Raw genomic sequence first — 21,861 nt, forward strand, 5'->3', positions numbered from 1 at the left:
TGCGAGCCATGTCTGCCCCCACCCCCCGCACCTTCTCGCTGAGCGATTTCGACTTCGCGCTGCCGCCCGAACTCATCGCCCAGCACCCCACCGCCGAGCGCAGCGGCTCGCGCCTGCTCGACGGCACCGGCCCCGATCCGGTCGATCGCCGGTTCCGAGATCTGCCCGGGCTGCTGCACGCCGGCGACCTGCTCGTCTTCAACGACACCCAGGTCATCAAGGCCCGGCTGCTGGGCCGCAAGGCCTCGGGTGGCGCGGTCGAGGCGCTGGTCGAACGCGTGCTGCCGCGGAACGAGGTCATGGTCCACCTGCGTGCCAGCAAGTCACCGAAAGCCGGCGCGCGTCTGCGCTTCGACAGCGGCGACGGCCGCAGCCACTTCGAGGCCGAGATGCTCGGCCGCGGGGGCCCCGAAGACTCGCTCTTCCACCTGCGCTTCCCGTCCGAGCCCTTCGCGCTGATCGAGCGCCACGGCCACGTGCCGCTGCCGCCCTACATCACGCATGCCGACGATGCCGACGACGAGCGCCGCTACCAGACCGTCTTCGCCGCCAACCCGGGCGCGGCTGCGGCGCCCACCGCCGCGCTGCACTTCGACGAACCGCTGCTGGCCGCGCTGAAAGCGCGCGGTGTCGGCCTGGCGAACGTCACCCTGCACGTGGGCGCGGGCACCTTCCAGCCGGTGCGCACCGAGTCGCTGGCCGAGCACCGCATGCACAGCGAATGGTTCGAGGTGCCGCAGGCGACCGTCGATGCCATCGCTGCGACGCAGGCCGGCGGCGGCCGCGTGGTCTCGGTCGGCACGACGACGCTGCGCGCGCTCGAATCGGCCGCGCGGGGCGGCACCTTGCTCGCGGGCAGCCGCGACACCGACATCTTCATCACCCCAGGCTTCGGTTTCCGGGTGGTGGATGTGCTGCTCACCAACTTCCACCTGCCCAAGAGCACCTTGCTGATGCTGGTGAGCGCCTTCGCCGGGTACGAGCACGCGATGGCGCTGTACCGCCATGCCATCGCGCAGCGCTACCGCTTCTTCAGCTACGGCGACGCCATGTTGCTGGCGCGACAGCCGCGCTGATCGGCCAAATGGCCGACCCGCACCCCCTCGCCGCCGGGCCTGCGGGCCGTTAGTCTGCCGGGCATGTTGCAACACCAGGTGCCCGGGCTTCGACCCACAGGCTGGCTCCGGCTGTGCCTGGGGGTGCTGGCAGCCTGGCTGGCGCTCGCCATCGGCGGGGGCGCGCACGCGCAGGCCTTGCGCGTGCTGCACGAGGCCACCGTGCAGCACCCCGGGCGCGACGCCCCGCCAGAGCAGGTGGCCCTGCCCGACACCTGGGCGCAACGCGGCCTGCCCACGCGCGGCGAGGCGCGTTACGTGGTCCACTTTCGGCTCGATGCGACCCCACCCGAGCAGCCGCTGGGCGTGTCGCTCACGCGGGTCAGCTCGTCGCGCCGGGTGTTTCTCAACGGCCGGCTGATCGAAGACAGCTTCGAGCGCGGCTACCGCCACCCGGTGCGCGCGATCATCCCGCTGCCGCCGCTGATGCTGCGCCCGGGTGACAACGAACTGGTGCTGGAGGTCGCGCACCGCATCCAGGGCGGCTTGTCGCCGGTGTCCTTCGGCCCGACGGCCATCCTGGCGGACGAAGACCTGCACCTCGCGCTGCTGACCGACGAGCTGCCGCGCTCGCTCAACATGGGCATGGCGCTGCTGGCGATCTTTTTGCTGCTGGTGCGATGGCGCCGCCCGAGCGAGCGGGCCATGGGCCTGTTCGGCGTGCTGGCCTTGCTGGGCTCGTTTCGCAACTACAGCTACTTCATGAAGGTCAGCCTGATGCCGGTGGGCTTCGGCGACTTCTTCTACTTCGCCGCGCAGGTGTGGACCGTGCTGCTCTTCGCCGCGTTTGCACTCAGCCTGCACACCGACCGCCGCCGCAATGTGCTCGACCGCAGCATCGTGGCCGCCGCCATCGCCGTGCCGCTGGCGGGCGCCGCCGCGGCGTGGTTCGGCGAGCTGAACCTGATGCGCGCCGTGGTCTACCCCTGTTTGCTCGTCACCGGGGTGTCGTCGCTGGTGGGCATCTGGCGCGCGATGCGCAAGGACCGCTCGCTGATCAACATCGCGCTGGTCGCCGGGTTCGCGCTGCTGATGGTGTCGGGCGCGCACGACTACGCCTTCCAGCAAGGCTACCTGCCGGTCACCGACTTCTTCTGGGTGCCCTACGCCATGCCGATGGCCTTCGGCGTCTACGGGCTCATGCAGATGAACCGCTTCGTGCGGGCGGTCGGCGATGTGGAGCGACTCAACCTCGAACTCGAGCACCGCGTACAGCAGCGCACGCGCGCGCTGCAGTCGGCCAACACCGCCAAGACCCGCTTCCTGGCCGCCGCCAGCCACGACCTGCGCCAACCGGTGGCGGCCATCGGCCTGATGGTCAGCCTGATGCGCGAGCAGATCACGCAGCCCGCCCTGCGCAAGATGATCGACCGCGTGGACGAAGCCCTGGCCTCGATGGAAGGCCTGCTGAAGGGCCTGCTCGACCTGTCGCGCCTCGAATCGGGCACGGCGCGCGCGCGCACCGAGCGCGTGCTGCTGCAGACCGTGTTCGACGGCATCGCGCTGCACGCGGGCGAAGAGGCGGCGCGCCTGGGGTTGCGCCTGCGCTTTCGGCCGACGCGGCTGGCGGTGCGGTCCGACCCGGTGCTGCTCGACCAGATGTTGCGCAACCTGGTCAGCAACGCGCTGCGCTACACCGAGCGCGGCGGCGTGCTGGTCGCGGCGCGCTCGCGGGGCGCCGAGGTGCTGATCCAGGTGTGGGACACCGGCATCGGCATCGCCGAAGACAACCAGGCCCTGGTGTTCGAGGAGTTCGTGCAGCTCGGCAACCGTGCCCGCGAAAGTGCGCGCGGCCTGGGCCTGGGGCTGTCGATCGTCAAGCGTGGGGCTGCGATGCTCGGGCACCCGCTGCAACTGCGATCGCGCGTGGGGCGCGGCAGCTGCTTCAGCCTGCTCGCGCCGCGCGAGGCCGACGCCGCGGTCAGCGTGCGGCCCCCGCCCGTGCGCGAGCAGCCCCTGGCCGGCAAGCGGCTGGTGCTGGTCGAAGACGACCCGGCGATGCGCGACTCGCTGGCCGAACGGCTGCGCGCCTGGGGCGCCGAGGTGCTGGCGCTCGACGGCGTGCCGGCGCTGCGGGCCGCGCTGCCGCTGCCTGGCAGCCCGCGGCCGGCGCCGCATGCCTCACGCTTTGCCGACCTGCTGATCACCGACCAGCGCCTGCCCGGCGGCAGCGGCCTGCTGGTGATCGAACTCGTGCGCCAGCGCTGCGGCGCGGTCCACGCGATGGTGGTGACCGGCGACACCTCGCCGGGCGACCTGGCCTTGCTGCAAAGCTCGGGCGTGCCGGTGCTGCACAAGCCCTTCCGCGCCGAGGCGCTGCTGGAGACCATCGACCTCGCGCTGCGCAGCACCGCGCTGGGCGAGCTGCCGGTGTGAGGTGAGCGTTCGGGCGAGGGGGCGGCTCAGCCCGCCACGCGCCCCGTGACCCGCAGGCGCAGGCCCAGCCGCGCCGCCGCCACCACCGCCTGCGTGCGCGTGTTCACGTCGAGCTTGCGGAAGATCGCCGCGAGGTGCGTCTTCACCGTCGATTCCGACAGGTCCAGCTCGCGGCAGATCAGCTTGTTGGGCCGGCCCTCGATCAACAGGGCCAGCACGTCGAGCTGGCGCGGCGACAGCCCCAGCGCGTCGGCCGCCTGCGCGGGGGGCAGCGGCGGCACCGGGGGCGTGCTGCCGGCGAGCACCGTCGAGGGCAGCGACACGCCCCCGCCCATCACCACCTGCAGCGCCGACTTCAGCGCGCTGGCGTTCGCGGTCTTCGGGATGAACCCGGCCGCGCCTTCGTCGAGCGCGGCGAGCACGGTCTCGGCCGATTCGTCGGCCGACAGCACCACCACGGTGGCGGCCGGCGCTGCGTCGCGCACGCGGCTGAGGCCACTGAGCCCTTGGCTGTCGGGCAAGGCCAGGTCGAGCAAGACGAGTTGCGGGGCGGGCCGGTCGGCCCCTGGGGTCACCTGCGCCAGGGCCTCGGCCAGCGTGCCGGCCTGGACCAGTTCGAGGGTCGGAAAGCTGTGGGCGATGAGCATCGCCAGGCCTTCTCGAAAAAGCGCGTGGTCGTCAACGAGCAGGGTGCGCATGCGGGCGTGAAGGCGGGGCAAAGGCCGGGGCGGCCGACGGGACGAAAGCGCAATTATCCGTGCGGCAATCGACGGGCCCTGGCCCACGGCCTGAGAGAAATCACACACCTCGTGCGGCGCCATCGGCCGTTTGGTTGATGCGCACAACGGGGGCTCTGTCCATATTCGAGTCCCTCGGCCCCCAGGCGGCCCACTCACGGAGAGAGCACATGCAACACACAAGAATTCTGGCCAGCATGCTGGCTGCCGGTCTGGTCACCGCCTGCGGCGGAGGCGGAGGTGGCGACAGCCCGCCGCCGAGCGACAACACCTCGGCCTCGGTGTCCCTGAGCGGCGTGGCGGCCAAGGGCACGCTGCGCAACGCCATCGTGCGCGCCCACCCGATCGCCAGCGACGGCAGCGTCAACCTGAGCACCGTGCTGGCCGAAGACACGACCGACGCCGACGGCGCCTACAGCCTGAGCTTCACCGCCACGGCGAGCCAGCCGTACGTGATTCGCGTGAGCCCGAAGCCGGCCGGCCAACTGCCCGCCACCACGCAGGTCGACGAAATCAGCGGCGAAACGCCGGTCGCCCCCGACTTCTCGATGCGCGCGCTGTTCGTGCCGCAAACCGCGGGCACCGTGACCACCAGCGCCAGCGTCACCCCCTTCAGCGAACTGGCCGTCGCCGCCGCCGAAAGCGGCACCGGCGGCGTGACCGCCGCCAACGCCGCGCAGGCCGTGGTCAACGTGACGGCGCTGCTGGGCTTCAACCCGACCACGGTGACGCCCACCACCATTGCCGATGCGGGCAGCAACACGCAGCAGCTCACCTTCGCCACCATGCTGACGGCGGTGTCGAAGCTGGCCAACGAGTCAGAGCTGGGTTGCACCCAGACCACCCTGGCCGAGCGCACCAAGTGCGTGGTCGACACGCTGGCCGACAGCGCCAGCCTCAGCTCCACCAAGCCTGGCACGACCGGCGGGGTGGACGTCTCGGCCGCTCTGGTCGCGGCGGTCGAAGAGGTCGTCACCGACAACAGCCTGCCGCCCACCACGGTGGCCATCGTCACCGACAACCTCGAAGGCACCGGCACGCCGCCGCCGTCGAACATCGGCTCGAACGTGCAGACCGCCATCGCCGCGGCCAAGACCTTCTTCAACAGCCTGCGCAGCGACTGGGTCTCGATCTTCGGCCGCACCGGCAACGAAAGCTCGGCCGTGCAGGCCGAGGGCGAGAAGTTCGAGGCCGCGATGCGTGACGTGCAGGCGCCGGTCGAGCTGCTGGTCAAGGATTCGAGCGCGCTGCTGACCGGCATCGACCTGTACCGCGACTACGTGGCCGGGCGCGTGAGCACCGCGACGCGTGGCCGTGCCCCGGCCTCCGACTTCGTGGCCAACGCCGACGCGAGCAATGTGCCGACGATGACCACCGTCGGCTGCACCGTGGTGCAAGACAGCGCCGGCACGACCCCCGCCACGGCCCCGTCGAACGCCAATTACGTGACCTGCCAGGCGATCTACTACGTCGTGCGCCAGAACCTCGGCGGCAGCGCGAACATCACGCGCTGGCGCCATGGGTTCACGCTGACCCCGACGTCCACCACGGCGTTCACCTACCAGAGCCGCGCCCGTCAAACCACCGACAACTGCGTCAACGGTGTGTGCACGCAGCAGTCCAACACCTCGCTGCAGGCCAGCGCCTATGCGGGCACCGTGTCGGTCGAGGCCGACAGCCAGGAGCGCGTCGTGGGCTTCACCATCGCCGGCGACCTGCCGGGCGCCTTCGAGGACGGTGGCAACACGCTCGTCAACGAGCGCCACACCGTGAGCCTCACCGGCACCCGCACGCCAGGTGCCGTGCGTGGTGACTCGACGGCCACGGTCACCGGCACGCTGGAGGCATATGCCGTCGGCGGCACCAGCCCCATCGGCACGCTCACGCTGACGCAGGCCACGCTGACCGAGATCCCGGTCTCACTGACCGCCGACGATGCCGTCGTGCCGCGCGGTGACTCGCGTGCCGTGTCGGACTTCGGCGGCGAGCTCGCCACCGCCGACCTGCGCCTGACCTGGGCCACGCCGACGGCTGCCTTCGTGGGCCGCCTGACGCTGGCCGACAACGTGTGGGATGCGTCGAACACGTACCACGTGCCGACCAACATCACGCTGGCGGGGCAGTTTCGCAACATCGAGGGCGGTGTGACCACCGAATTCCTGAGCGGCACCTTCACCGTCACCGCGACCGGCTACGCGCAGTACAACAACACGCTGCCCACATCGGCCACGAACGACTGGACGCTGGGCTTCCAGTTCTCGGGCACGGTCAGCGCGCCGAGCCGTCCGACCCTGGCGCTCACGCTGAGCACCTCGATGCTGAGCGACGCCGACTCGCCCTCGACGATGACCGCGCAGTACCGCACCCTGGTCAACAACGTGGCTACGCAGACGGTGAACATCAGCGCCACCCAACCCGCCACCGGCGCGGCGACGATGTCGCTCGAACTGGTCGGCGCCGGCGTTTCGATGCACTTGACCGACGGCAGCAACACCGCCTCGCTGCGCCTGGGCACGGCCAGCAACGGCACCGAGATCGGCACCCTGAACCGCAGCAACAGCATGCTGATGACCTACGTGGACGGCTCGACCGCGTCGCTCGACTTCGGTCTGTGAGGCACCGGGGTCGCTGACGGCCCCGAACCGACCGGTGGCCTCGCCATGCAGATGGCGAGGCCATTTCCATTCATGATCCGCATCTTTTTGCCATGAACCTTGCCCCTGCCCTGCGTGCGCTCGCTGCCGTGGCCCTGGTGCTGGCCGCCGGCCGCGCGACCGCGGCCGCCCCCACCGCGTGGTCACTGCAGCTCGACGCGGCTCAGCACAGCGACCCGCTGCCGCTGTCGCGTTTCGACACCGCCGACTTTGCGCAGGCATTGGCGGCGCGCCACCGACGCAACCTTGCGTACGTGGACCACGAGCTGCGCCTGACGCACACGCGCGGCGCGCACCGCTTCAGCCTGTTGACGCGCCAGAGCGCCACGCTGATCGCCAGCCGCGACGCCATCGCGCTGGCGGCCGATGCCGAGTCCGCGGGCCGCCCGGCCGGCGACCGCACCTGGTCGGTCAGCGGACGCTACCTGGCCTTCGCCGGCAGCGGCCTTGCTTGGCAACACCGCTTCGGCCCGGCCCCCGGCTGGCAGCTCGACCTGGGCGCGCAAGCCCTGGTGCTGCAAAACTGGCGCGAGCGGCAGATCGACGGCCACGCGTCGTACCTCGCCGCGAGCGACGCCTACCGCTTCGACCTGCGTTCGTACGAAGCCGACGAGCGCCTGCGCTTCCCGTACCAGCGCAGCTTCGCGGCACGCGGCCAGGCGTTCTTGCTCGACGGCCAGTTGCGCTGGCAAGGCGAGGCCCTGGCCGCACGCGTCGCCTGGCGCGACCTCGGCTGGCTGCGCTGGCAAGGCCTGCCGCAGAACACCTCGACCCTCTCGACCAACACCCAGACCTACGACGCCGACGGCTTCGTGGTCTACCAGCCCCTGATCCAGGGCCAGAACAGCCAGGCCGGCCGCAGCCGCCACGCCCCCGCCCGCGTGACGCTCGCCGGCGAGTGGCAGCCGCAGGCCGGCACCACGCTCGAACTGCGCGGCCAATGGCTGCCTCACTTCGGCGTGCTGCCGGCTGTCGCCGTGCAGCAGCGCGCGGGCGACTGGCGCTACGGCGCCACCTGGCACCACCACGAACAGCGCCTGAGCCTGGGGCTCGGCTGGAAGGGCCTGAACCTGCGCCTGGGGGCCGACCGCCTGGGCCCGCAGGCCCACTCGCGCGAACTGGGCGTGAGCGCGCTGTGGCCGCTGTGACGGCCGGCACGCTGGCGCCGCGCTGAGCCCGGTGGCGGCCCGGTGCGCACGGCGACAATCGCCGCATGCTCCAGTTCGACCTGCTCAAGACCGAAGGCCATGCGCGCCGCGGCCGTCTGACGCTCAACCACGGCGTCGTCGAAACCCCCATCTTCATGCCCGTGGGCACCTACGGCACCGTCAAGGGCGTGATGCCGGCGTCGCTCGACGACATGGGTGCCCAGATCATCCTCGGCAACACCTTCCACCTGTGGCTGCGGCCGGGTTTGAGCGTGATGCAGCAGTTCGGCGGCCTGCACCGCTTCGAGGGCTGGACCAAGCCCATCCTCACCGACAGCGGCGGCTTCCAGGTGTGGAGCCTGGGCGAGATGCGCAAGATCAGCGAAGAGGGCGTGAAGTTCGCCTCGCCCGTCAACGGCGACAAGCTCTTCCTGACGCCCGAGGTGAGCATGCAGATCCAGCGCGTGCTCAACAGCGACATCGTGATGCAGTTCGACGAGTGCACGCCCTACGAAACCAAGGGCCACCTCACCACCGAACGCGAAGCCCGCACGTCGATGGAACTCAGCCTGCGCTGGGCCAAGCGTTGCCTCGCCGAGCACCAGCGGCTCGAGAACCCCAACGCGCTCTTCGGCATCGTGCAAGGCGGCATGTTCGAGAACCTGCGCGAAGAGTCGCTGAACGCCTTGGTCGAGCTCGACCTGCCCGGCTACGCCGTCGGCGGCGTCAGCGTCGGCGAGCCCAAGGACGAGATGCTGCGCATCATGGCGCACACCCCGCACCACCTGCCCGCGCACAAGCCGCGCTACCTGATGGGCGTGGGCACGCCCGAAGACCTGGTCGAAGGCGTCGCGGCCGGCGTGGACATGTTCGACTGCGTGATGCCCACCCGCAACGCGCGCAACGGCCACCTGTTCACCCGTTTCGGTGATTTGCGTTTGCGAAACAGCCGCTACAAAACCGACGAACGACCGATCGACGAGACCTGCACCTGCCATGCCTGCGCCCGGGGCTTCAGCCGCGCCTACCTGCACCACCTCGACCGCTGCGGCGAAATGCTCGGGCCGATGCTCACCACCATCCACAACCTGCACTACTACCTGAACCTGATGAAGGAAGTGCGCGAGGCGCTGGACGCCGGCCGCTTCGAGGCCTTCCGCGCGCAATTCAAGGCCGACCGCGCGCGTGGGGTGTCCACGTAGCGGCACCGGTGCCCCTGCCAGACCGTTTCATCCGTTCGGGCCGAGCCTGTCGAAGCCCTGCACTTCAACCGTCGCCCCCATGCCCACGCCCGAACAAACCCAGACCCTGCTCGACCTGCTCGCCACCCGCACGCCGGTCGTCGTGATCGAAACGCACGAAGAGGCGCGCGTGATGGCGCTCTTCACCGAAGTCTCGAAGCGCACCGAGCGCGAGGTGTGGAGCTGGTCCGTCAGCCGCGGCCTGCGGGTCGTGCACGGCCTGCGCCTGAGCCTGCTCGACTTCGGCAGCAAGGACGAGGGCCCCGCCGCCAACGACACCCAAGAGCTGCCCGACGCGCTGCAGCAGATCGACAAGCTCAAGGCGGCGGCCATCGTGCTCTTGCTCGACGTGCACCCCTACCTCAGCAACCCGGTCATCACCCGCGCGATCAAAGAGCTGGCGCTCAAGTGTGAGAGCCAGGGCCGCCAACTGGTGCTGGTCGGGCACGACGTGACCCTGCCCAACGAGCTGTCGCCCTTTGCCAGCCGCTTCGAGGTCGAGCCGATGACGCTGGAGCGCGTGAAGAAGCTCTTCAGCGCCGAACTCGGCCGCGTGCGCGACCAGTCGGGGCGCGACATCGCCGGCTGCCGCGACACGCTGCAGTCGCTGCTGCGCCACATGGTCGGCCTGCCCGAATCGGCCGTGCGGCACTTGGCGCGCCTCAGCCTGGGCGATGGCCGCATCACCACCACCGACCTGGCCGCCGTGCTCGCGGCCAAGCACGAGTCGCTGGGCGTGGCCGAGCTGCTGGTGTTCGAACAGCAGCTGCCGGCGATGGACGAAGTCGCCGGCATGGCCGCCCTGAAGCGCTGGCTCGCCGCGCGGCGGGCGCCCTTTTTGCAGCCCGAGGCCTCGGGCCTGCCGGCACCGCGCGGTGCGTTGCTGCTGGGCGTGCAAGGCGCGGGCAAGAGCCTCGCCGCCAAGGCCATCGCCGCCTCGTGGCAGGTGCCGCTGTTTCGCATGGACTTCGGCGCCCTCTTCGACAAGTACCAGGGCGAAAGCGAACGCAAGCTGCGCGAAGCCCTGCGCGTGGCCGACGCCATGCAGCCCTGCGTGCTGTGGATGGACGAGATCGAGAAAGGCCTCGCCAGCGGCAGCGGCGACGGCGACACGGGCGCTGGCAAGCGCATGCTGGGCACGCTGCTCACATGGATGGCCGAACGCCGCTCCAGCGTCTTTCTGGTGGCCACGGCCAACGACATCGAGACCCTGCCGCCCGAGCTGATGCGCAAGGGCCGCTTCGATGAAATCTTCTTCGTCGATCTGCCCACCGCCGCCGTGCGCGACGCGATCTTCCGCATCCACCTCAAGCGCCACGGCGTGGCCTTCAACGACGGCGCACTGAAGGCGCTGACCGAGTTGAGCGACGGCTACTCGGGCGCCGAGATCGAAGCGGCGGTGGTGGCCTCGCGCTACGAAGCGCACGCGCAGAACGCCAAACCCGACGCCACGCATGTGGGCACCGAGTTGCGCCGCACCAAGCCGCTGTCGGTGACTCGCGCCGAAGCGGTGAGCGCCCTGCGCGCCTGGGCGGCCGACCGCACCGTCAGCGCCGACTGAGCGAGGGTGGTGAAGCCGCCAGGACCCCTCACGGGGCGGGCGGGTCGCCGCCGAGGTACTCGGCCACCGTGCGCACCAGCACCTCGCCCTTCAGCACCGTTTCGTCGTACTCGTCTTCGGCGTTCGACAGCGCCACGATCGCGCCGCCGGTGCCGAGGCTCAGGCGGTCGCCCTGCACGACCAGCGTGCGGATCACCACGTTCAGATCCATCGCGCCGCTGAACGACAGGTAGCCGATCGCGCCCGAGTAGACGCCGCGCGCGCTGCCTTCGAGCGCATCGATGATGTCCATCGTGCGTTCTTTCGGCGCCCCGGTCATCGAGCCGCCGGGAAAGGCCGCCTGAAGGGCATCGACCGCCGACAGCCCGGGCCGCAAGCGGCCCTCGATGGTGCTGACCATCTGGTGCACCGTGGCGTAGCTCTCGATGGCCATCAGGCGCGGCACCCGCACGCTGCCGGTGCTGCACACCCGGCCCAGGTCGTTGCGCAGCAGGTCCACGATCATCAGGTTCTCGGCGCGTGTCTTCTCGCTCTGGCGCAAGGCCTCGGCGGCGGCCGCGTCTTGCGCCGGATCGGCGTGGCGCGCCGCAGTGCCCTTGATCGGCCGCGCTTCGAGCCGGCGCTCGCGGTCGAGCGTCAAGAAGCGCTCGGGTGAGCTGCACAGCACGGCCGCATCTGCAAAGCGCAGGTAGGCCGCATAGGGCGCCGGGTTGCGCTGGCGCAGCAGGCGGTACAGCGGCAAGGGTTCGACCGGCGCCTGCGCGCGCAGGCGGTTCGTCAGGCACACCTCGTAGCTTTCGCCGTCGCGGATCTTCTGCTGGCACTGCGCGATGGCGTCGAGGTAGCGCGCGCGCGGCATGTCGGGTGTGAAGTGCGGCGCGGGGCCGGCGGGTCGCGCGGGCGCGTCGGTGTTCGTGTTGGTGTCGGCCAAGCCCAAGGCCTCGATGCGTGCCTGCGTCTGGTCGATCCACGAGAGCGCGGCGGTGTCGTCGTCGCCCTCGGGCAGGGCCAGCGCGTAGACCTCGCCGGTGGCGTGGTCGAAGGCGACGAAGCGCTCGACCTGCAGCAGTTGCGCATCGGGCAGCTCGGCCGTGTGCACGCACGCACCGCCGCTCTCGGCCTTCAGCTCGTACCCCAGGTAGCCCACCAGGCCGCCGCAAAAGTCGAAGGGCAGGTCGGGGTCGGGCGCCACCCGACCGGCGGCCAGGCGTTCGCGCAGCGCGTCGAAGACGCTGCTCAGCGCCTGGGCCTCGCGCCCCCCCGCGTGCTGCGTGCCGAGCGTGCGCGTCGCCACGCGGTAGTCCAACGTCGAAGCGCCTTCGCCCATGAACGAGAAACGTGAGAAGCCGTCGATCACCCGGCTGCTGTCGAGCCAGAACGCCGCGCGCGAATCGCGATGCAGGCCGACGAAGGCCGTCTCGGCGCTCACCGCCGAGCGCCACTTGCGCCAGCGAATGCCTCGTCTCGCGACCGGCTGCGGGGGCGGCATGGCGGCCGGCACCACGCCGCGTGGCACCCGCGTGCGCAACGCACGCAGGCTCAGGTCGCGGTAGTTGCGCAGCAGGTCCGGGCCATGTTCGGTGCAGATCGACTCGGGGTGGAACTGCACGCCCCACAGCGGCCGGTGCGCATGGGCCAGCGCCATCAGCACGCCATCGCCGGTGTGCGCCGTGGCCTGCAAGGGTGCCTGCAACGGGTCGCGCACGCACAGCGAGTGGTAGCGCACGACCGACAGCGGGTTCGGCAACCCGACGAACAGCCCCTGGCCGTCGTGGTGCACGAGGCTGCTGCGGCCATGCACCGGCTCGGGCGCGTGGACGACCTCGAAGCCATGCGCCAGCGCGATGCCCTGGAAGCCCAGGCACACGCCGAGCAAGGGCCGGTCGAGCGACTGGTCGCGCACCGCCGCGATCAACCCCGCCGAAATGCCGAAGTCTTTGGGCCTCCCGGGGTGCCCCGGCCCGGGCGAGATGACGATGTTGTCGAAGGGCAGCGCCAACACCGCGTCGAGCGCCATCTCGTCGTTGCGCACGACGAGCGGCTCCTCGCCGTTCACCTCACCGATGGTCTGTGCGAGGTTGAACGAGAAGGAGTCATGGTTGTCGAGGATCAGCGTTTTCACGCGCCCATTGTCAGACCTTCAAACGCAATGAGCAGGCGAGCCGGAAGCGCTCGGCATCGAGGGCGGGGCGCTCTTCAGGGGACACGGGCGCACAGGGTTCGAGAACAGCCATGAACTCGTTGCTGTAGGTGATCGTCACCTCCGTCGGACGCAGTTGGATGAGTCCGAGCTGTCGCAGCTCCAGCAGCAGAAGCTGGAACGATTCGGGCGTGAAGGTCCAGGCGTGGAGGTCCTCGTACGCATGTCCGGGCATCTCGGCTGCGAGCATCCGCCGGTAGGCGTCGAACAGCTCGTGGTTGTAGCGAACGCTGTGAATCTCGGCGTCTTCCAGAGGCCGCCCGACGTTCGCGGACACTTCGCGCGACAAGGCGTCGAAGACCTGCCTGCCTTGATGCACCTTTGCCGGTCGGTGGTGCGCGGCCAGCACATCGGCCGTGACCGTTGGAAAGCGCAGCATGTCAAAGCAATACCTCAGGTCGGGGATGAGGTGAACGACACGCCCCCCAGGGGCCAACAAGCGGTGCACCGATTGCAGGTGCTCGATCAGGTCAACCTGGTGCTCGATCACGTGCGAGCCGAAGATGAGGTCGAAGCGCAGAGACGGAGGGACCAAGGTGTCGATCGAGCGACCGTCGGACACGAAGTCCACGGGTTGTATGCGATCGATGAGGTGTGCAACCGCCTTGTCGGCGGCGTACTTGGCCTTGAGTTCATCCTGGGTGGCATGGTCCAGGTGAAAGGTATTGGGATGCGTAGCCTTGAGGTAGCGAGGGTTGAAGCCGCCGCCGATCTCCAGGATTCGAGCGTCGCGGGGCACTGAATCCAGCAACTGCTTCACCAAGCCGGTTCTGACCATCTCTCGGCGGGCATGATCTAACCTGGCTTGCCGCCTTGCCTGGCGGGCAAGCCCGCGTCGAACGAGTGCATCCCACACGTCATTGGCCCTCAAGAAGAACGGCCACGCGGGCCCTCAGGTTGCTGGGCGTGACCTGCGAGACTGGCACCGGTTCACCGACCTGCAGCCCCACGCGGCTCCAGAAGCCGCGGCGGAAAGGCCGCGTCATTGCCGCGCCCGAGATGCGTGAGAAGAACGAGCCCCAGAGGTTCTGCAGGGCCATCGGGATGACCGGCACCGGGTGCGTGTCGAGGATCTTCATCAGCCCGCCCTTGAACTCGCCCAGCGTGCCGTCGCGGGTGATCGCGCCTTCGGGAAAAATGCACAGCAGGTCGCCGGCTTCGAGCACCTGACGGGCGCGGGCGAAGGCCTGCTCGTAGACGACCGGGTCTTCTTTCTGCGACGCGATCGGGATGGCCTTGGCCAGCTTGAACAAGGTGCCCAGCACCGGGATCTTGAAGATGCGGTGGTCCATGATGAAGGCGATGGGGCGCGGGCTCGCGGCCATCAGCAGCACGGCATCGACGAAGCTGACGTGGTTGCACACGAGCACGGCCGCGCCTTCGGTCGGGATGTGCTCGTCGCCGCGCACCTTGAAGCGGTAGATGCAGCGCGTGACGATGAAGGCCACGAAGCGCAGCAGGTACTCGGGCATCAGCAGAAAGATGTAGGTCGCCACGAGGGCGTTGAGCAGCGCGGTCACCAGAAACACCTGCGGAATCGTGAAGCCCGCCTGCAGCAAGAGGCCGACGATCACCGAGCTGGCGATCATGAACAGTGCGTTCAGGATGTTGTTGGCCGCGATGATGCGTGCGCGGTGGCTGGCTGCCGCGCGCACCTGGATCAGCGCGTACATCGGCACGCTGTAGATGCCGGCGAAGAGCGACAGCAGCGCCAAGTCGGCCATCACGCGCCAGTGCGCCGGCTGGGCGATGAAGGCACCGAGCGTCATCGGGGCCGAGGGCGGCAGCCCACGCGAGGCGAAGTACAGGTCGAAGGCGAACACGCTCATGCCGATGGCGCCCAGCGGCACGAGGCCGATCTCGACGTGCCGGCGCGAGAGCATCTCGCACAGCAGCGAGCCGATGCCGATGCCCACCGAGAACACCACCAGCAGCAGCGACGACACCTGCTCGTTGCCGTGCAGCACCTCTTTGGCGAACGACGGGAACTGCGACAGGAACACCGAGCCGAAGAACCACATCCACGAAATGCCCAGCAACGAGCGGAACACCACCAGGTTGCCGTGCGCGAGCTTCAGGTTGGCCCAGGTCTCGGTGAAGGGGTTCCAGTTGATGCGCAGGCCGGGGTCGGTCGAGGGCGAGGCCGGCACGGCGTGCACGACCGCACAGCCCAGCGCGGCCAGCGCGAGGCAGGCCCAGGCGACGTACTGCGGCCCGACCTGCGGCATGGCGATCAAGAGGCCGCCGCTCAGGCTGCCGAGCAGGATGGCCACGAAGGTGCCCATCTCGACCAGGCCGTTGCCGCCGGTCAGCTCGCGCTCGCTCAGGTGCTGCGGCATGTAGGCGAACTTCACCGGGCCGAACAGCGTCGAGTGCAGGCCCATCAGGAAGACGCAGGCCAGCAGCACGACGACGTTCTGCGCCATGAAGCCCCAGGCCGCGACCGCCATGATGGCGATTTCGAGCCACTTGATGAAGCGCATCAGCTGCGCCTTGTCGTGCTTGTCGGCAAGCTGCCCGCTGGTGGCCGAGAACAGCAGGTAGGGCAGGATGAACAGGGCGCCGATCACGAGGCCGGCCATGCTCGCTGGCAACCAGTTCAGCTGCAGCTGGTAGGTCACCATCACCGTGAGCGCGAACTTGAACAGGTTGTCGTTGCCCGCGCCGAGGAACTGCGTCCAGAAGAAGGGCGCGAAGCGGCGCTGGCCCAGCAGGGCGAATTGGTTCGGGTGCTCGTGATTCGCGCTCAAGCGGGGCTCCTCGGGGCGACGTCGTTCGGTGGGGCCACGGGCTTTCGGCCCATCTCGCGCAAGAAGCGCTGTTGCAGGGCGAAGAGTTCGGCGTAGCCGAGGTCACGATACCGCAGCCCATGGCGTGCCGCGACGTGGGCGACCACAGGCGCCATCGCCGGGTAGTGGCGGTGGGCGTGGCCCGGAAAGAGGTGGTGCGTGAGGTGCCAGTTCAGGCCGCCGAGCCACAGGCCGATCCAGCGCGGCAGCGGGCCGGGCAGGCGTGCCGTCCAGTCGCAGGTGGTGCGAAAGGCGTGCTCTTGCCAGCTGTGTGTGAAGCGGCCATTGGCCGGTGGCAGGAAGAACTCGACCCCCGACCAGTGCGTGCCCAGGATCAGCGCGACCAGCACACACGAGGCGAGCATCTGCCCCGCCAGGTACGTGAGCAGCACGGTGCCGAGGCCGATGCCCTGCCCCGACGCCACCCAGGCCGGCAGCGCGAGCGCGATGCCGACATGCAGCGCCTTGGCGGTGAAGAACCAGGTCCACCCGCCGAGGCCCGGCAGCACGCGGTCGTGCTTCAGCGGCGTGCGGCCGAAGCGGTCGATGAAGTCCGAATACCAGACGAGGTAGGGCAGCGACAGCGCCGCCACCAGCGGCCAGTGCAGGTGCTGGAAGCGGTACTGCGGCGACCAGCGCTGGTGCGGCGTCTGCCGCAGAAAGGGGTTGGGGTCGGTGTCGAGGTCGAGCCCATCGACGTTGGCATAGGTGTGGTGGTAGTGCACGTGGCGCACCGTCCAGATGTCGGAGTCGATGCCCACCGGCAGCGCCACCAGCCGGCGCCAGAAGCGGTTGGCGCCGGCCGAGCGGCTGACGGCACCGTGCGCCGCGTCGTGCAGCAGGTTCATTGCCAAGGCCATCGCGGTGAACAAAAAGGCGATGTGCGCGAGCGCGAAGCCCACGGCGCTGCTGGCGTGCAGCAACCCGGCGTAGGCCGTGGCCATCACCAGCGCGAGCACGGCGGCCTTGAGCCAGCTGGCCCGATCGAAGTGCCGATGCGGGTGCTCGCCGGCGCGCAACTCGGCGTCCACTTCGGTCTTCAGTTCGCGCCAGAACGGCGTGCCGCTGGCGGCGCGAAAGCGCGGCCGGCGATCGTCCGCACCGAGGCTCATGCCACCGCCCCAGTCGACGCGGCGGCGGGCGCCGAAGCCCGCCAGGCCCAGGCCGCATGCCCCGCCCATGCGAGCGCGAAGCCGGCGTCCACCCAGGGCTGCTGGCCCTGCCCCCAGGCGAACAGCGGCATGGCGATGCCACCCAGCGCGGCCCAGGCCCAGCGGCCGAGGGGCTGGCCGTCAGACGCCAGGCCGAGCGCCAGCGTGCCCATGAAGATCAGCGCGAACGACAGCGCATGCGCGAGCGCGGTGCGGCTGTCTTCGAGTTGCAGGTGCTGGATGACCAGTGCATACAGCAGCACACCGCCGGCCGCGACCCACAGGCCGCTCATCGCGTGCCGGGGTTGCGGCGCGGTCCAGCCGCGCAGGCCCAGCCACTGCGCCACCGGCACGAGGTTGGCCCACAGCGGGTTGCGCGAGCCGGTGGGTCGGTGCACGCCGAAGCGCACGGGTTCATCCGGCAGCTCGCGCTGGAAGCTGCCGAAGAGCTGGTCCCAGATGAGCAGCGTGCCGCCGAAGTTGCGATCGATGTAGACCGGCTGCACGCCGTGGTGCACACGGTGGTGGGCCGGTGTGACGAACCAGCGGTCGAGCCAGCCGCTGCGCTTCACGAGCGCGTTGTGGTTGTAGAACTGCACGCCGTAATGAAAGCCGCCGACCAGCACGAAGATGTGCAGCGGCAGGCCCAGCACCGCCAGCGCCGCGAAGAAGGGCAGCGACGACAGCGACGAGAACCACGAGTTGCGGATGCCCAGCGACAGGTTGAAGTGCTCGCCCTCGTGGTGCACCACGTGCACGGCCCACAGGATCGGCAGCTTGTGGTGCAGGCGGTGCAACCAGTAAAAGCAGAAGTCCCACGCGAAGAAGGCGAACAGCCATTGCAGCGCGACGGGCCACTCGGCGATCCAACCCAGGCTTGCGTGCTGCAGCAGCCACGCGTAACCCGCGACCTCGACGCCGCGCAGCAGCAGCATCAGCACATGGCCCGAGTTGAGGTTGAGCACCGTGTCGTGCCAGCACACGGGCCGGCCCTGGCGACGCAGCACCCAGGCCTCGGCCAGCACCATCAACAACATCACCGCCAGCGGCAGCGCGAACAGCTTCATCGTCATCGGGACACCTCTTCGACTCGCCAGGCGTCGGGCGTGTCTGCTTCGTTCACATCAGAACGCATCTTGCCGGCCAGCCAGCCCGCGACGAGGCCGACCGCCCAGCCGGCCACGATGTCGAGCGACAGGTGCCGGCGTGTCTGCAGGATGGCATGCAGCATTGCCACGCCCCAGCCGATGGCGCCGGCCGTGCGCCAGGGGCGACGGGCGTCGAGCCATTCGCGCACGCACAGCCAGGTCAGCGCCGCGTGCAGCGAGGGCAGGCAGTTGCGGCCGGTGTCGAAGCGGTCGAGCAGGCGCAGCACCTCGACGCTGAGGCCCTCGCCTGCGATCACCGGCGGCGTGGCCAACTGCGTGGGCCACAACCAGAAGACCAGGCCACTGGCCAGCGCCGCGATCTGGAAGGAACGCGTGAAGCGCGGCAGCCGCACCAGCGGCAGCGTCAGAAACGTGCCGCCCACCAGCGCGAAGAACGACAGGTAGACCCAGATGCCCAGCGGGTCGAACGGCACCAGGCGCTCGAACGCCGTCTCGTGCAGCACGCGCGACGGCGCCGGCCCGGCCGCGCCCAAGCTGTAGATGAGCCCGACGAAGCCCCAGCCGAAGAGCATGTGGCGGCAGCGGGTGATGAACTCGGTACGTGTCATGCCGGGGTCGCCTCGGCCGGCGCGGTGACGGCTTCGAAGCGGCGCACGATGCGCCGCCGCTTGGTGGTGAAGTCGGTGGCGGGCACCTGGGTGTCGATGCGCCAGTGCAAGCCCTGCACCGCCACGCCCAGGCGCGCGAAGACCTCGTGCAGGTGCACCTGCGCCGCATGTGCGTCGGCCAACTCGGCCACGTGCAGCGACAGCCGCGCCGGGCCGGTCTGCACCAGCCGGTAGTCGGCCTGCGGCGGCAGGCTTTGCGCCAGCGCACGCGCCACCACATCGGCGAACACGTCCACGGTGCCGCCGTGCGCGCCGGGCAGTCGCAGCAGGTCGTCGCAACGGCCTTCGATGGCGTCGATGGCGAGCGTGACGCGGCCGCAGAGGCACGGCGTGCGCCGCGCCACGAGGATGTCGTCGAGCCGGTAACGCACCACGGGCTGCGTGCGTCGCGTGAAGTCGGTGATGACGGGCACGAAGCGGGTGTCGTCGATCCACTCGGGTTCGACGTGGATGAACTCTTCGTTGAGGTGCAGCGTGCCGTGTTCGCAGGTGGCGCCGAGAAAGCCCTCGGTGGCCTGGTAGACCTCGCCGACGCTGGCGAAGGTGGCGGCCAGCAGTTGCCGGTCTTGCGGCTCCAGCACCTCGGCGGCCGAGATCGCGCGGGTGGCGCGCAGGTCGATGCGGCCTTCGCGCTGCGCCAGGGCCAGCGCGCGCAACACCTGCGCGGGCGCGACCACGATGGTGGGCCGATACGCAGCCAGCGCATCGACCAGCGCGTCGAAAGGCGAGAACAGGTCGAAGAAGCGAAAGGCCAGCCACGGGCTCTTCACCGTCTTGTAGAGGTTGTTGTTGGCCCGCAGCAGCAAGGCCACGCGCTCGCCGGCGAACAAGCCCCCGGGCAGCAATTTGGCGAGCAGCGTGCCGGCCCACTGCGCGCGCTCTTCGGGGCTGACGACGAACACGCCGCGTCGACCCGAGGTGCCCGACGACAGGCCCACGCTGTAGCGCCCGACCGTGGGCGCGAAGTCTCGGGTGGTCTCGGCGGCCATCGCGCAGGCCTGCACCTCGGCCAGGCGCAGCCCGGCGGTGTTCATCGTGTCGAAGCGTTCCATCATCAACGCCTTGTTCATCACCGGCCACTGCTCGCGCGGCAGCTGGCTGAACGCGCGGAAGTGCGGGCTGCGCGCCAGCACCTCGCGGGCGAAGCGTTGCAGCTCGCGTTGCTGGTGGGATTCGAGCGCCGCGCGGTCGTTGAAACGCAGGCGCTTCGTGCGCAAGTAGTGCCACAGCAGGCGCGGCAGCATCACAGCGCGCCTTCGTGCGTCAGGTGGATGCGCGCGCCGCCCGTGCGGTCGAGCGCCTGCAGATGGCGCAAGGTCCGGTCGTAGGCGCGGCCGTCGTGCATCAGCACATAGGCGATGGGCAGCGGGCGTTTCATCTCGCGGTAGTTGGCGTGCGTCCACGCGGCGTCGGACGCGAGCAGCACCCAGCCCTCGTCGGTGGCGACGAAGGCGCCGAGCTGGCCGGCCGCATGCCCAGGCAGATCGACCACCAGCACCTCGCCCGCGCTGCCCGGCAACGCGTGGCCGTGGGTGAAGGGCGCAAGCTGCGCGGGCAGCTCGACGCATGGCCACTGTTCGACGAAGCTGACGCGCGATTCGAAATCCCCGGGCATCAACCCCGGCACGAACGCGCGCCGCAGGGCGGCCATGCCCCGCAGCGGGCCGATCTCGCGCCATGCCTCGGTGCTGCACGCGAGCGGCACGCCGTCGAAGTCACGCAGCCCGGCCATGTGGTCGCCGTGGAAGTGCGACAGGATCAGCCCGTTCAGGTCGCGCAACCCGATGCCACGCGCCTGCAGCTGCGCCCGCAGCGACTGCGCGCTGTCGAAGTGCACCGGCGTCACGCGCCGGTACCAGGCGAACAGGCCCGTGCGCGTGTGGTCGAAGAAGTGGTTCGCGTAGCCCGTGTCCCACAGCCAGCGCTGGCCTTGCGTTTCGATCAGGTAGGCGCGCGCCGGGAAGCGGCACGACGCCAAGCCCGCGTTGCGCTGCACCGAGCACGCCGGGTGCACGCAGTGGCCCACCTCAAACGGCGTGATGCGCGCCATGCGGCCCCCGCAGCCAGTCGGCCGTTCGGCGAATGCCCTCGGCCATGTCGTGGATCGGCGCATAGCCCAGCTCGCGCTGCGCGCGTTCGTTGCTGAGCGTCATGTCGTAGTGGATCGCGCCGACGCTGTAGCGGGTCAGCATCGGTTCGCGCTTCGTCAAGGCGCTCACCGTTTCGAGCCCGCGTGCGACGACATCGAGCAACGCATGCGGCAGCGCGCGGATGCGGAAGTCGCGCTTCAGCTCGTCGCGCAGCAGGCGGGTCAGCACCGTGTGCAGCTGCATCGGCTCGTGGTTGGTGATGTTGAAGGCGCGCGCCGGGGCGAGGCCTTCGGTGGTGGACGCAAGCTGCATTGCATGCACCACGTTGGGCGCATAGGTCAGGTCGAGCCGCGCCTGGCCGCCGCGCGGCATCGGCAGCACGCCGCCGCGCGCGTCGATCATCTGCAAGATGCGCGGCAGCAGCACGCGGTCGTGCGGGCCGAACAGCGCCTTGGGCCGCAAGATCACGAAGCCCGTGCGCGGGTGGTCTTTCGCCATCTGGCGGATCACCTGCTCGGCCACCCACTTGGTGCGCACATAGTGGTTGCAGGGCCGGGCGGCGAGCTGCTCTTCGGTCACGTCGAAGCGGTGGCGAAAGTCGAAATACAGCGACGGTGTCGACACGTGCACGAAGCGCCGCACCCCGTGGGCCACCGCGAAGCGGGCCAGCCGTGCCGTGGCCTCGACGTTGGCGGCGGTGAAGTCGGCCAGCCGCCCCCAGGGCGACGACAGCGCGGCGCAGTGCCACACGGTCTCGACGCCATCGAGCAAGGCGCGTGCTTGGGCGGCGTCGAGCGTGGCCAGGTCGGCCGCGACGAAGGGCACGCCCTGCCGCGTGAGCGCCGCGCCCACGGCCGTGTTGCGACCCGTGGCGCGCAGCGGCTGTCCGGCGGCAAGCAGGCCATCCACCGCGTTGCGCCCGAGCCCGCTGGTCGCACCGGTCACGAGGGTGCTCATGACGACCCCTCGACCGATGGATACATCGTTCGATCCCCCGGGGGGATGCGGGCCGGCTTGGGAGC

General features: G+C 69.9%; 16 protein-coding genes. 6 read left to right on the plus strand and 10 right to left on the minus strand.

Annotation, left to right across the window (positions count from 1 at the left end; genetic code table 11):
* Window positions 1-8 precede the first annotated feature (8 nt).
* Both queA and AC1KAT_RS18590 read left to right on the plus strand, forming a co-directional pair.
* A complete protein-coding gene (gene queA / locus AC1KAT_RS18585) occupies window positions 9-1,076 on the plus strand; it encodes a tRNA preQ1(34) S-adenosylmethionine ribosyltransferase-isomerase QueA (RefSeq protein WP_480328459.1) in 1,068 nt (355 codons plus the stop codon).
* Between the two features lie 63 nt (window positions 1,077-1,139).
* Entirely contained in the window at window positions 1,140-3,491 is a 2,352-nt protein-coding gene (locus AC1KAT_RS18590) for an ATP-binding response regulator (protein ID WP_480328460.1), read from the plus strand.
* 26 nt (window positions 3,492-3,517) lie between these two features.
* On the opposite strand, the gene AC1KAT_RS18595 is transcribed toward AC1KAT_RS18590, so the two are convergent.
* Window positions 3,518-4,189: a LuxR C-terminal-related transcriptional regulator gene (locus AC1KAT_RS18595; protein ID WP_480328461.1), complete on the minus strand. Its 672-nt coding sequence runs from the start codon at window positions 4,187-4,189 to the stop codon at window positions 3,518-3,520.
* A gap of 209 nt (window positions 4,190-4,398) precedes the next feature.
* On the opposite strand from AC1KAT_RS18595, the gene AC1KAT_RS18600 reads away from it, so the two are divergent.
* The 4 genes from AC1KAT_RS18600 (at window position 4,399) to AC1KAT_RS18615 (ending at window position 10,832) form a co-directional block, all read left to right on the plus strand.
* A complete protein-coding gene (locus tag AC1KAT_RS18600) occupies window positions 4,399-6,843 on the plus strand; it encodes a hypothetical protein (RefSeq protein ID WP_480328462.1) in 2,445 nt (814 codons plus the stop codon).
* Between the two features lie 92 nt (window positions 6,844-6,935).
* Window positions 6,936-8,030 carry a hypothetical protein gene (locus AC1KAT_RS18605; RefSeq protein WP_480328463.1) on the plus strand — a complete coding sequence of 365 codons (1,095 nt, stop codon included), beginning with the start codon at window positions 6,936-6,938 and terminating at the stop codon, window positions 8,028-8,030.
* A gap of 65 nt (window positions 8,031-8,095) precedes the next feature.
* Complete coding sequence (tgt, locus tag AC1KAT_RS18610; RefSeq protein WP_480328464.1) at window positions 8,096-9,232, plus strand: tRNA guanosine(34) transglycosylase Tgt; 1,137 nt, start codon at window positions 8,096-8,098, stop codon at window positions 9,230-9,232.
* Between the two features lie 79 nt (window positions 9,233-9,311).
* Entirely contained in the window at window positions 9,312-10,832 is a 1,521-nt protein-coding gene (locus AC1KAT_RS18615; protein ID WP_480328465.1) for an AAA family ATPase, read from the plus strand.
* Between the two features lie 28 nt (window positions 10,833-10,860).
* On the opposite strand, the gene pabB is transcribed toward AC1KAT_RS18615, so the two are convergent.
* The 9 genes from pabB to AC1KAT_RS18660 form a co-directional block, all read right to left on the minus strand.
* Window positions 10,861-12,954 carry an aminodeoxychorismate synthase component I gene (gene pabB, locus AC1KAT_RS18620; RefSeq protein WP_480328466.1) on the minus strand — a complete coding sequence of 698 codons (2,094 nt, stop codon included), beginning with the start codon at window positions 12,952-12,954 and terminating at the stop codon, window positions 10,861-10,863.
* Window positions 12,955-12,964: 10 nt separating this feature from the next.
* Window positions 12,965-13,792: a class I SAM-dependent methyltransferase gene (locus AC1KAT_RS18625; protein ID WP_480328467.1), complete on the minus strand. Its 828-nt coding sequence runs from the start codon at window positions 13,790-13,792 to the stop codon at window positions 12,965-12,967.
* 97 nt (window positions 13,793-13,889) lie between these two features.
* Entirely contained in the window at window positions 13,890-15,782 is a 1,893-nt protein-coding gene (locus tag AC1KAT_RS18630; protein ID WP_480328468.1) for an MFS transporter, read from the minus strand.
* Window positions 15,779-16,933: a fatty acid desaturase family protein gene (locus AC1KAT_RS18635; protein WP_480328469.1), complete on the minus strand. Its 1,155-nt coding sequence runs from the start codon at window positions 16,931-16,933 to the stop codon at window positions 15,779-15,781. Before AC1KAT_RS18635 ends, AC1KAT_RS18630 begins: the two co-directional genes overlap by 4 nt.
* On the minus strand, window positions 16,930-18,045 hold the full coding sequence (locus tag AC1KAT_RS18640; RefSeq protein ID WP_480328470.1) for a sterol desaturase family protein: 1,116 nt from the start codon (window positions 18,043-18,045) through the stop codon (window positions 16,930-16,932). Before AC1KAT_RS18640 ends, AC1KAT_RS18635 begins: the two co-directional genes overlap by 4 nt.
* Window positions 18,042-18,689 carry a phosphatase PAP2 family protein gene (locus AC1KAT_RS18645; protein ID WP_480328471.1) on the minus strand — a complete coding sequence of 216 codons (648 nt, stop codon included), beginning with the start codon at window positions 18,687-18,689 and terminating at the stop codon, window positions 18,042-18,044. The genes AC1KAT_RS18640 and AC1KAT_RS18645 overlap by 4 nt, the downstream gene beginning before the upstream one ends.
* On the minus strand, window positions 18,686-19,993 hold the full coding sequence (locus AC1KAT_RS18650; RefSeq protein ID WP_480328472.1) for a F390 synthetase-related protein: 1,308 nt from the start codon (window positions 19,991-19,993) through the stop codon (window positions 18,686-18,688). The genes AC1KAT_RS18645 and AC1KAT_RS18650 overlap by 4 nt, the downstream gene beginning before the upstream one ends.
* On the minus strand, window positions 19,993-20,799 hold the full coding sequence (locus AC1KAT_RS18655; RefSeq protein WP_480328473.1) for an MBL fold metallo-hydrolase: 807 nt from the start codon (window positions 20,797-20,799) through the stop codon (window positions 19,993-19,995). Before AC1KAT_RS18655 ends, AC1KAT_RS18650 begins: the two co-directional genes overlap by 1 nt.
* Window positions 20,777-21,796, minus strand: coding sequence for an NAD-dependent epimerase/dehydratase family protein (locus tag AC1KAT_RS18660; protein ID WP_480328474.1), 1,020 nt, complete (start codon window positions 21,794-21,796; stop codon window positions 20,777-20,779). Before AC1KAT_RS18660 ends, AC1KAT_RS18655 begins: the two co-directional genes overlap by 23 nt.
* Window positions 21,797-21,861: the final 65 nt, after the last annotated feature.

This window comes from Piscinibacter sp. PDB5-1, assembly GCF_056676035.1.

Coding starts and splice junctions, on each gene's coding strand:
- AC1KAT_RS18660 (WP_480328474.1), bottom strand. CDS start 21,796: ATGAGCACCCTCGTGACCGGTGCGACCAGCGGGCTCGGGCGCAACGCG.
- AC1KAT_RS18605 (WP_480328463.1), top strand. CDS start 6,936: ATGAACCTTGCCCCTGCCCTGCGTGCGCTCGCTGCCGTGGCCCTGGTG.
- AC1KAT_RS18645 (WP_480328471.1), bottom strand. CDS start 18,689: ATGACACGTACCGAGTTCATCACCCGCTGCCGCCACATGCTCTTCGGC.
- AC1KAT_RS18655 (WP_480328473.1), bottom strand. CDS start 20,799: ATGGCGCGCATCACGCCGTTTGAGGTGGGCCACTGCGTGCACCCGGCG.
- AC1KAT_RS18640 (WP_480328470.1), bottom strand. CDS start 18,045: ATGACGATGAAGCTGTTCGCGCTGCCGCTGGCGGTGATGTTGTTGATG.
- AC1KAT_RS18650 (WP_480328472.1), bottom strand. CDS start 19,993: ATGCTGCCGCGCCTGCTGTGGCACTACTTGCGCACGAAGCGCCTGCGT.
- AC1KAT_RS18615 (WP_480328465.1), top strand. CDS start 9,312: ATGCCCACGCCCGAACAAACCCAGACCCTGCTCGACCTGCTCGCCACC.
- AC1KAT_RS18595 (WP_480328461.1), bottom strand. CDS start 4,189: ATGCGCACCCTGCTCGTTGACGACCACGCGCTTTTTCGAGAAGGCCTG.
- AC1KAT_RS18600 (WP_480328462.1), top strand. CDS start 4,399: ATGCAACACACAAGAATTCTGGCCAGCATGCTGGCTGCCGGTCTGGTC.
- queA (WP_480328459.1), top strand. CDS start 9: ATGTCTGCCCCCACCCCCCGCACCTTCTCGCTGAGCGATTTCGACTTC.
- tgt (WP_480328464.1), top strand. CDS start 8,096: ATGCTCCAGTTCGACCTGCTCAAGACCGAAGGCCATGCGCGCCGCGGC.
- AC1KAT_RS18635 (WP_480328469.1), bottom strand. CDS start 16,933: ATGAGCCTCGGTGCGGACGATCGCCGGCCGCGCTTTCGCGCCGCCAGC.
- AC1KAT_RS18590 (WP_480328460.1), top strand. CDS start 1,140: ATGTTGCAACACCAGGTGCCCGGGCTTCGACCCACAGGCTGGCTCCGG.